Annotated in this window: 3 protein-coding genes; 1 reads left to right on the top strand and 2 read right to left on the bottom strand. The window is 72.3% G+C overall.

Annotated elements, in window-relative coordinates; translation table 11 throughout:
- Window positions 1–61: 61 nt before the first annotated feature.
- On the bottom strand, window positions 62–1,831 hold the full coding sequence (locus OOK31_RS37985) for a biotin carboxylase N-terminal domain-containing protein (protein WP_267090885.1): 1,770 nt from the start codon (window positions 1,829–1,831) through the stop codon (window positions 62–64).
- A 258-nt stretch (window positions 1,832–2,089) separates the two neighbouring features.
- On the opposite strand from OOK31_RS37985, the gene OOK31_RS37980 reads away from it, so the two are divergent.
- Window positions 2,090–3,742, top strand: coding sequence for an FAD-binding oxidoreductase (locus tag OOK31_RS37980; RefSeq protein ID WP_267090884.1), 1,653 nt, complete (start codon window positions 2,090–2,092; stop codon window positions 3,740–3,742).
- An 84-nt stretch (window positions 3,743–3,826) separates the two neighbouring features.
- Here OOK31_RS37980 and OOK31_RS37975 read toward each other — a convergent pair whose 3' ends face one another.
- Window positions 3,827–10,351 (bottom strand): type I polyketide synthase, encoded by a 6,525-nt coding sequence (locus tag OOK31_RS37975; protein ID WP_267090883.1) that lies wholly within the window; start codon window positions 10,349–10,351, stop codon window positions 3,827–3,829.
- Window positions 10,352–10,389 lie beyond the last annotated feature (38 nt).

Genomic DNA, 10,389 nt, shown 5'->3' with positions numbered 1-10,389 from the left:
CATGATCGACGCGACGGACTTCCTTCTCGCCCGTGGGCGGCAGGGCTACTTCGGTCATGGCTCAGGCCTTGATCTCGCAGATGGTGGCGCCCGAGGTGAGGGAGGCACCGACCTCCGCCTTGAGCCCGGTGATCGTGCCGGAGCGGTGCGCGTTGAGCGGCTGCTCCATCTTCATGGCCTCCAGGACGACGATCAGGTCGCCCTCGTTGACCTGCTGGCCCTCCTCGACCGCGATCTTGACGATCGTGCCCTGCATCGGGGACGCGAGGGTGTCGCCGGAGACGAGCTTGACGTTCTTCTTGTTCCGGCGCTTCGCCTTGGGGCCCGAGCCGCCACCGGCCGGCGCGCCCTTGGCCAGCGCGCCCAGCGACGACGGGAGCGTCACCTCCAGGCGACGGCCGCCGACCTCCACCACCAGCGATTCGCGGCCCGCCTCGTCCTCGGCGTCCTCCGCGGCGCCGGGCGCGTTGAAGGCCTTGATGTCGTTGACGAACTCGGTCTCGATCCAGCGGGTGAAGACGGTGAAGGGGGTGCCGTCGGTGGGGGCGAAGGCGGGGTCGGTGACGACGGCGCGGTGGAAGGGGATGGCGGTGGCCATGCCTTCGATCTCGAACTCGTCCAGGGCGCGGGCGGCGCGCTGGAGGGCCTGTTCGCGGGTGGCGCCGGTGACGATGAGCTTGGCGAGGAGGGAGTCCCAGGCGGGTCCGATGACGGAGCCGGACTCGACGCCGGCGTCGAGGCGGACGCCCGGGCCGGTGGGCGGGCTGAACCTGGTGACGGTGCCGGGGGCGGGGAGGAAGCCGCGGCCGGGGTCTTCGCCGTTGATGCGGAACTCGATGGAGTGGCCGCGCAGGACGGGGTCGCCGTAGCCGAGTTCCTCGCCGTCGGCGATGCGGAACATCTCGCGGACGAGGTCGATTCCGGCGACCTCCTCGGTGACGGGGTGTTCGACCTGGAGGCGGGTGTTGACCTCGAGGAAGGAGATGAGGCCGTCGGCGGAGACGAGGAACTCGACGGTGCCGGCGCCTACGTATCCGGCTTCCTTGAGGATGGCCTTGGAGGCGGCGTAGAGCTCCTCGTTCTGGGCCTGGGTCAGGAAGGGCGCGGGGGCTTCCTCCACCAGTTTCTGGTGGCGGCGCTGGAGGGAGCAGTCGCGGGTGGAGACGACGACGACGTTGCCGTGGCTGTCGGCGAGGCACTGGGTCTCGACGTGGCGGGGCTTGTCGAGGTAGCGCTCGACGAAGCATTCGCCGCGGCCGAAGGCGGCGACGGCTTCGCGGACGGCGGAGTCGTAGAGCTCGGGGACTTCTTCGAGGGTGCGGGCGACCTTGAGGCCGCGGCCGCCGCCGCCGAAGGCTGCCTTGATGGCGATGGGCAGGCCGTGTTCCTTGGCGAAGGCGACGACCTCGTCGGCCCCGGAGACGGGGTCGGGGGTGCCCGCGACGAGGGGTGCGCCGGCCCGCTGGGCGATGTGGCGGGCGGCGACCTTGTCGCCGAGGTCGCGGATGGCCTGCGGGGGCGGGCCGATCCAGGTGAGGCCGGCGTCGAGGACGGCCTGGGCGAAGTCGGCGTTCTCGGACAGGAATCCGTATCCGGGGTGGATGGCGTCGGCTCCGGAGTCGGCCGCTGCCTGGAGGACCTTGCCGATGTCGAGGTAGCTGGCTGCCGGGGTGTCACCGCCCAACGCGAAAGCTTCGTCTGCCGCGCGGACGTGCAGGGCGTCCCGGTCCGGATCGGCGTAGACGGCTACGCTCGCGATCCCGGCATCCCGGCAGGCCCGAGCAACGCGGACAGCGATCTCGCCGCGGTTCGCAATGAGCACCTTACGCACGAACGCTCTCCTCAACTCGGTTGACAGAACCGTTTCTCCGGACCCGGTCCGACCGACGGGATCCAGCCGGATCCTCCGTCGCCACATTCGAACCATCGACGGACAGAACGTAACGCCGGATCCCCGCGAGCGGTCCACCGGCAGGTAATCAGCGGACGAGGACCGCCAGAGAACGCCTGGTGACCGGGCCGTGATCGGGTGGCCCGGCCCTGGGTTTCTCTACGGCTCTTCGTTCGCGTCTCATGGAGGTAAGCGGTCATGACCGATGTGTCCCGTCGGGGTCTCATGAAAGGCGCCGCGCTGACCGGCGGGGCCCTCGCCCTGCCCGCGCTCGGCGTCGCTTCGGCTGCCGGCACCGCCCAGGCGGCCGTCGTCGAAGGCACCGAGGAGGTCGCGGCGGACGCCGCGGCCCGCGCGGTCGCCGCCCCGATCACCGTCACCCCCGCCGACCCCCGCTACAAGGGGCTCATATCGGGCTCCAACCAGCGCTGGGTCGGCACCCCCGACTACGTGCGCATCGTCAGCTCCACCGACCAGGTCGTGCGCGCCGTGCAGGAGGCCGTCGACAAGGGCCTCAAGGTCGTCGTCCGCAGCGGCGGCCACTGCGACGAGGACTTCACCACGAACTCCGAGGTGAAGGTCGTCATCGAGATGTCCGGCCTCAACAACATCGCCTACGACGCCGAGCGCCGCGCCATCTCCGTCGAGCCCGGCGCCCTCCTCGGCACCGTCTACCGCACCCTCTACAAGCGCTGGGGCGTCGTCCTGCCCGGCGGCACCTGCCCCACCGTCGGCGCCGGCGGCCACATCCAGGGCGGCGGCTACGGCGCCCTGTCCCGCTCCCGCGGCCTGACCGTCGACCACCTGTACGCCGTCGAGGTCGTGCACGTCGACCGCGCCGGCCGGGCCCGCAAGGTGGTCGCCACCCGCGAGGCCAACGACCCCAACCGCGACCTGTGGTGGGCCCACACCGGCGCGGGCGGCGGCAACTTCGGCGTCGTCACCCGCTACTGGCTCCGCTCGCCGGGCGCCACCGGCGACGACCCCTCGAAGCTGCTGCCGAAGGCCCCCTCCGAGGTGCTCCTCTCGGACGTCAGCTGGTCCTGGGCCGACCTGAACGAGGCCTCCTTCACCCGCCTCGCCCGCAACTTCACCGCCTGGCACGAGGCCAACTCGGCCCCCGACTCCCCGGGCCGCTTCCTCTACAGCCAGTTCAAGGCCATGCACAAGGCCGCCGGCTACTTCCGGATGAGCACCCAGGTCGACGCCGGCGCCCCGGACCCCGAGGGCCTGCTCGACGGCTTCCTCGCCGCCGTCTCCGAGGGCACCGGCGTCCGCTACACCGTCGGCGACCGCTACCGCGCGCCGTGGATGTACGCCGTCACCGAGTGGTCCGGCTTCGTCGAGGCCGCCGTCCCGCGCTGGAAGTCCAAGGCGGCGTACGTCCGCAGGACCATGCCGCAGGACCAGCTCAGCGCCCTGTACCGGCAGCTGACCCGCGACGACTACGCCGGCCCGTACGGGATGGCCGCCATCGTCAGCTTCGGCGGCAAGATCAACGAGGTGGGCACCTCGGACACCGCCACCGCCCAGCGCGACTCCGTCGCCAAGATGCTCTACTGCGCGCTGTGGACCGACCCGACGCAGGACGAGGCCAACAAGCGCTGGGTCCGCGAGGCCTACGCCGACGTCTACGCCTCCACCGGCGGCGTCCCGCGCACCGGCGGCGTCAACGACGGCTGCTACATCAACTACGCCGACGCCGACATCGCCGACCCGTCCTTCAACACCTCCGGCATCCCCTGGCACCAGCTGTACTTCAAGGGCAACTACCCGCGCCTGCAGCAGGTCAAGTCCCGCTGGGACCCCAGGAACGTCTTCTCGCACCGCCTGAGCATCCAGCTCCCGTAACGGGCGCGCCGCACGGCGCTCAGGACAAGGGGAAAGCCCCGCCGGCCCTTCCGGGCCGGCGGGGCTTTCTCATGGCCGCCCCCGTCACGGGGCCGCCGGGAAGTGGCCTTCCTGGACGAAGAAGCCGACGTACAGCTCGAACAGTTCCTTCGTCAGCACCGGGATCTCGATGCCCGTGCCCTGGAGCGCCGCCGCCGTCTCCGTGGTGTCGATCGGCGGGTAGAAGCCGTCGGTGTCCGACGTCATCATCTCGAAGGCGTCCAGCAGCGGCAGCAGGGCGTTGTCGCCCGCCTTGACCGTGGCGTCCCACGTGTCCCGGTCCACCTCGTCCAGCTCGTAGCCGACGCCGCGCAGGAACTCCGCGCACTGGCTGAGCGAGAGCGAGCTCTGGTTGAAGAGGTGGAAGGTACGTCCGACCGTGTTCGGCCGGCGCGAGATGCCGGTGATGGCCGCGCTGACGTAGTCGACCGGCAGCAGGTGGAAACGGCCCTCGGTGCCCTTGGGCACGCTGCGGGACTGCACCAGCCCCTTGAGGGTCAGCCAGACGAAGTCGCGGGTCTGGCAGGCGCCGTTCACCTGGTCGCCGGAGATCACGTCGACGCGGTACACCGACACCGGCAGACCGCGGTCCCGGGCCAGTCCGATGATCTGCTCCGCGACCCACTTCGAGCGCAGGTAGCCGCTCGGCAGGTTCTCCGCCGGACCCGTCGGGTCCGTCACCTTCAGCGGGACGCCGGGCTCGCGCACCCCGTCGAAGACACCGACGGTCGAGACGTAGTGCACCGGGACCGTACGGTGGCGCGCGGCGAGCCGCAGCACCTCCTCGGTGCCCGTGACGTTCGAGGCCTTGAGGGTCTCGTACGGGTGCAGCCAGTGCACGCGGGCGCCGTTGTGGTAGACCACGTCGACGGTCCGGGCGAGCTGGTCGAAGGCCTCCTCGGTCAGGCCCAGGCGGGGCTCCGCCAGGTCGCCGAGGACGATCGTGAGCCGGTCCTCGTCGATCTCGTCCCACACCCGGTACCACTGGGCGTTGGCCTTCAGCCGCTCCAGCGCGCTCGCCTCGTCCTCACCGCGGACCAGGGTGTGCACCCGGCCCGTGGTCGTGCGCATCAGGTCGCGCAGGAGGAACGCGCCGAGGAAGCCGCTGGCCCCCGTCAGCAGGATCTCCTTCGGGTCGGAGGCCGTCAGGACCACCTCCGCCGCCGGCTGGATGTCGTCCGCGAGGTGGACCTCCGCCGCGAAGTCGGTGCCCTTGCGGCCGGTGGAGGAGCTGGCCACCTCCCCGTGCAGGAACGCGGCGAGCGCGACCGGCGTCGGGTGGTCGAAGACCAGCGTCGGCGGCAGCTTCAGCCCGGTGGCCGTGCCCAGCTGGTTGCGGAGCTCCACCGAGGTCAGCGAGTCGAAGCCGAGGGCCGAGAAGGCCTGGTCGACGACGATCCCCGAGGTGTCCGCGTGTCCGAGGACCGCCGCGACCTGCGCGAGGACGACCTCCAGGACCGCCCGCTCCTGCTCCTCGGGCTCCAGCCCGGCGAGCCGGTCGGCCAGGCTCTCCGTGCTCGCCTCGGTGTTCTGCGCGGCCCTGCGGACCGGCGTACGCACCAGCTTGCTCAGCAGCACCGGCACCTGCACCTGCTCGCGCAGGGTCGACAGGTCCATCGGGGTGGCGACCAGGGCCGCGTGACCGATGGTCAGCGCGATGTCCAGCAGGGCCGGGCCCTGCTCCGACTCGACCGGGCGGAAACCGCTCCGGGCGATGCGCTGCAGGTCCGCCTGGTCGAGGTGGCCGGTCATGCCGCTGGTCTGCGACCACAGGCCCCAGGCGAGCGAGGTCGCCGCCAGGCCGTGGGCCCGGCGGTGCTGGGCCAGACCGTCGAGGTAGTGGTTGGCCGCCGAGTACGTCGACTGGCCGGGGCCGCCGACGACCGCCGCGATCGAGGAGAACAGCACGAAGGCGGACAGGTCCAGGTCCTTCGTCAGCTCGTGCAGGTTCCACGAGGCGTCGACCTTGGGCCGCAGCACCGCCGAGAGCCGCTCCGGGGTCTGCGAGCCGATCAGGCCGTCGTCGAGCACACCGGCGGTGTGCAGGACGCCGGTCAGCGGGTGCTGCTCCGGGATCTCCGCCAGGACGGCGGCGAGCGCCTCCCGGTCGGAGACGTCGCAGGCCGCTATCGTCACCCGCGCACCGAGGGCCGTCAGTTCGGCGGCCAGCTCGCCCGCGCCGTCCGCGGCGAGCCCGCGCCGGCTGGTGAGCAGCAGGTTCCGCACGCCGTGCTCGGCGACCAGGTGCCGGGCGAACAGGCCGCCCAGGCTGCCGGTGCCGCCCGTGATCAGGACGGTGCCCTCCGGGTTCCAGGTCCCGGTCGGCTCCGCGTCCGTGTCGGAGATCCGGCCCAGGCGCGGGATCAGCACCCGCCCCGCCCGTACCGCCGACTGCGGCTCGCCCGAGGCGACGACCTGGGCCAGCACCGCGAACGGGTCGGCGGCCGGGTCGTCCAGGTCGAGGTCGTGGTCGACGAGCATGATCCGGCCCGGGTTCTCCGACTGCGCGGAGCGCAGCAGACCCCAGACGGTGGCCGCGCCCAGGTCGGTGACGTCCTCGTCGGAGACGGCGACGCCGCCCCGGGTGAGGAACACCAGCCGGGTGTCGGTCAGCCGCTCCTCGGCCAGCCAGTTCTGGACGAGCGCCAGGGCGGTGTGCGCCGCCGTGTGCACGTCGGCGGCCGCGTCCCCGGTGTCCGGGGTCTCCTGCCGGGCCAGCACCACGTCCACGCGCTCGCCCGAGCCGACCACCCGCGCGGCCCGCGCCACGTCGGTGAAGCGGCGGTCGCCGAAGCCGTCCTTGCCCAGGGTCGCCCAGTGCGTGGTGTCCCCGGCGGCCACGACCGGGTACGGGGCCCAGTCCACGTGGAAGAGGGAGTCACGGTTGCGGGCCAGGGCGTTGGAGACCTCGCCGACCGCGATCGCGCGGCAGGCCACCGCGCCGACCGTGGCGACGGGCTGCCCCGTCCGGTCGGCCAGCTGCACCTTCAGCGCGCCGTCGGCGTCGACGGACAGCCGCACCCGCAGCTTGGAGGCGCCGGTCGCGTGGAGCCGTACGCCCTTCCAGTCGGTGGAGATCCAGACCGCGCCCTCCGGCACGGTCCCGTAGCTGGCCAGGCAGGACGCCGCGAGGGCGACCTCCAGCAGGGCCGGGTGCAGTCCGAAGCCCGCCGGGCCCGTACGGGAGCCCTCGGGCAGGCTGACCTCCGCGTACACCTCGGAGTCGCCGACGGACCAGACGGCGTCCAGGCCCTTGTAGACCGGGCCGTACACGTAGCCCTGCGTCGCGAGCTTCTCGTACGCGTCCCCGAGCGGGACCTCCTGCGCGCCGGCCGGCGGCCACTCGGTCAGCTCGAACGGCTCCTCGGCGCCCTGGAAGCTGAGGTGGCCGCGGGCGTTGAGGGTCCACGGCACGTCGGCGTTGTCGGGCCGCGAGTAGACGGCGACCTCACGGCGGCCGGAGCCGTCCGGGGAGCCCACGCTGACCTGGACGTGCACGCCGCCCTTCGCGGGCAGCGCGAGCGGGCCCAGGATCGACAGGTCGTCCAGGACGTTCAGGCCCAGCTCGTCGCCGGCCCGGATGGCCATCTCCACCAGGGCGGTGGCCGGCACCAGGGTCTGGTCGAGGACGACGTGGTCGGCGAGCCACGGGTGCGTGCGCACCGACAGCCGGCTGGTGAACAGCACCTGGTCGGCGCCCGCGATGGTGACCGAGGCACCGAGCAGCGGGTGGTCCGCCGACTCCAGGCCCAGGTCGGAGGCGTCCGCGAAGATCCCGGTCTGCTCGACCCAGTAGCGCTCGTGCTGGAAGGCGTACGTGGGCAGGTCGGTGCGGGCGGCGCCCGTACCGGCGTAGAAGGCGTCCCAGCGGACCGCGACGCCCGAGGCGTGCAGCAGGCTGAGCGCGCTCACCAGGGTCTCGGCGTCCGGCCGGCCCCGGCGCAGCAGCGGGACGGCCGCCACATCGGAGAGGGTGTCGCGGACCAGCGTCGACAGGACCGCGTCCGGGCCGATCTCGGTGAAGGTGGTGGCGCCGAAGCCCTCCATGGTGCGCACCGCGTCCGTGAAGCGGACGGCGCCGCGGACCTGGTCGGTCCAGTAGGCCGGGGTGCGCAGGTCGTCGCCGGTGGCGAGCTTGCCGGTGAGGGTGGAGATGACCGGCAGCTGCGGCTTGTTGTAGGTGAGCGTGGCCGCGACCTGCCGGAACTCCTCCAGCATCGGGTTCATGTGGGGGGAGTGGAAGGCGTGCGAGACGGTCAGGCGCTTCGTCTTGCGGCCCAGGTCGGTGATCTTCGCGGCGACGGACAGGGCCGCCTCCTCGTCCCCGGACACGACCACCGAGGTCGGGCCGTTGACCGCGGCGATCGCGAGCCGGTCCTCCAGACCCGCGATGAGGGGGAGGACCTCCTCCTCGGTGGCCTGGAGGGAGATCATCGCGCCGCCCTTGGGCAGCGCCTGCATCAGCTTCGCGCGGGCCGCGACCAGCTTCGCCGTGTCCGCGAGGTCCAGGACGCCCGCGATGTGGGCGGCCGTCAGCTCGCCGATGGAGTGGCCCGCCAGGTGGTCGGGCTTGATGCCCCAGGACTCCACGAGCCGGTACAGCGCCACCTCGACCGCGAACAGCGCGGGCTGGGTGTACGCCGTCTCGTCCAGGCCCTCGCCGGAGGCGATGACCTCACGGATCGGGCGCTCCAGGTGCTTGTCCAGCTCGGCCGCGACCGCGTCGAAGGCCTCCGCGTACACGGGGAAGGCGGCGTACAGCTCCTCGCCCATCCCGGTGCGCTGCGCGCCCTGCCCGGTGAAGACGAAGGCGTTGTGGCCGCCCGCCTTCGTCCCGCGCACGATCCCGGCGGCGGGCTCGCCGGCGGCCAGCGAACGCAGGCCCTCCAGCAGCGCGTCACGGTCCGCGCCGACGACCACCGCGCGCTGCTCCAGCGCCGCGCGGCCGGTGGCCAGCGAGAACGCCACGTCCAGCGGGGAGGTGGACGGCTCGGCCTCGACGCGCTCCAGCAGCCGCGCCGCCTGCCCGGCGAGGGCGTCGGGGGTCTTCGCCGACAGCGCCCAGGGCAGTACGGGCAGCACGTGCGCGGGACCGTCCTCGGCGCCCTCCGGCGCCTCGGCACCCTCCGGGGCCTCCAGGGCCGGCGGCTCCTCGAGGATCACGTGCGCGTTGGTGCCGCTGACGCCGAAGGCGGAGATGCCCGCCCGGCGCGGGTGCCCGTACGAGGGCCACTCGCGGGCCTCGGTGAGCAGCGAGACCGCGCCCGACTCCCAGTCGACCATGGGGGTGGGCTCGTCGATGTTCAGGGTCTTGGGCAGCACCCCGTGCCGCATCGACATGATCATCTTGATCACGCCGCCCGCACCGGCCGCCGCGACGCTGTGCCCGATGTTCGACTTCAGCGAGCCGAGGTACAGCGGCTGGTCGGCCGGACGGTTCTGCCCGTACGTCGCCAGCAGCGCCTGCGCCTCGATCGGGTCGCCGAGCCGGGTGCCGGTGCCGTGCGCCTCGACCACGTCCACGTCGGAGGCGAACAGCTTGGCGCTGGCCAGCGCCTGGTGGATGACCCGCTCCTGGGAGGGGCCGTTGGGGGCGGTCAGGCCGTTGGAGGCGCCGTCCTGGTTGACGGCGCTGCCGCGGATCACCGCGAGCACCTCGTGGCCGTTGCGCCGGGCGTCCGACAGCTTCTCGACGAGGAGCAGGCCCACGCCCTCCGACCAGGCGGTGCCGTCGGCGGCCGCCGCGAAGGACTTGATCCGGCCGTCCTCGGCCAGGCCGTTCTGCCGGGAGAAGTCGACGAAGCCGCTCGGGTGGCCGGAGACCGTCGACCCGCCGGCCAGCGCCATCGAGGACTCGCCCTTGCGGACCGACTGCACGGCCAGGTGCAGCGCCACCAGCGACGAGGAGCACGCCGTGTCCACGGACACGGCCGGGCCCTCGAAACCGAAGGTGTACGAGATGCGGCCGGAGGCCACCGCGCTGAGCTTGCTGGTCATCAGGTAACCCTCGAGCTCCTCCGGGCCCTCCAGGCCCAGGTAGCTCTGCTCCACGACACCCGCGAACACACCGACCGGCGTGCCGCGCAGCGTGGTCGGGTCGATCCCGGCCTGCTCGAAGGTCTCCCAGGCCGTCTCCAGCAGCACTCGCTGCTGCGGGTCCATGGCGAGGGCCTCGCGCGGGGAGATGCCGAAGAAACCGGGGTCGAAGAGGGCCGCGCCCTCCAGGAACCCGCCCTTCTTCGTGTACGACTTGCCGGGCTTGCCGCGCTCGGGGTCGTAGATGGCGTCGATGTCCCAGCCGCGGTCGCCGGGCCACTCGGTGATCCCGTCGGCCTCGTCCGTGACGAGCTTCCACAGGGTCTCGGGCGAGGTCACCCCGCCCGGGAAGCGGCAGGCCATACCGACGATGGCGACCGGCTCGTCGTTGCCGGCCTCCAGCTCCGCCAGCCGCTTGCGCGCCTTCTGCAGGTCGGTGGTGACCCACTTCAGGTACTCGACCATCTTCTGTTCTTTGGACGCGGCCGGATCCGAAGACGCTGCCGGTCCGTTGTGCTGGGTCTCATTGGACATGAGAGATCAACTTCTCCTCAGAGCTGCGTACGTCGGGA

The sequence above is a fragment of the Streptomyces sp. NBC_00249 genome (assembly GCF_026342355.1).
GTDB lineage: Bacteria > Actinomycetota > Actinomycetes > Streptomycetales > Streptomycetaceae > Streptomyces.
This window is presented reverse-complemented; position numbering and strand designations above follow the sequence as displayed.

Coding starts and splice junctions, on each gene's coding strand:
- OOK31_RS37975 (WP_267090883.1), bottom strand. CDS start 10,351: ATGTCCAATGAGACCCAGCACAACGGACCGGCAGCGTCTTCGGATCCG.
- OOK31_RS37980 (WP_267090884.1), top strand. CDS start 2,090: ATGACCGATGTGTCCCGTCGGGGTCTCATGAAAGGCGCCGCGCTGACC.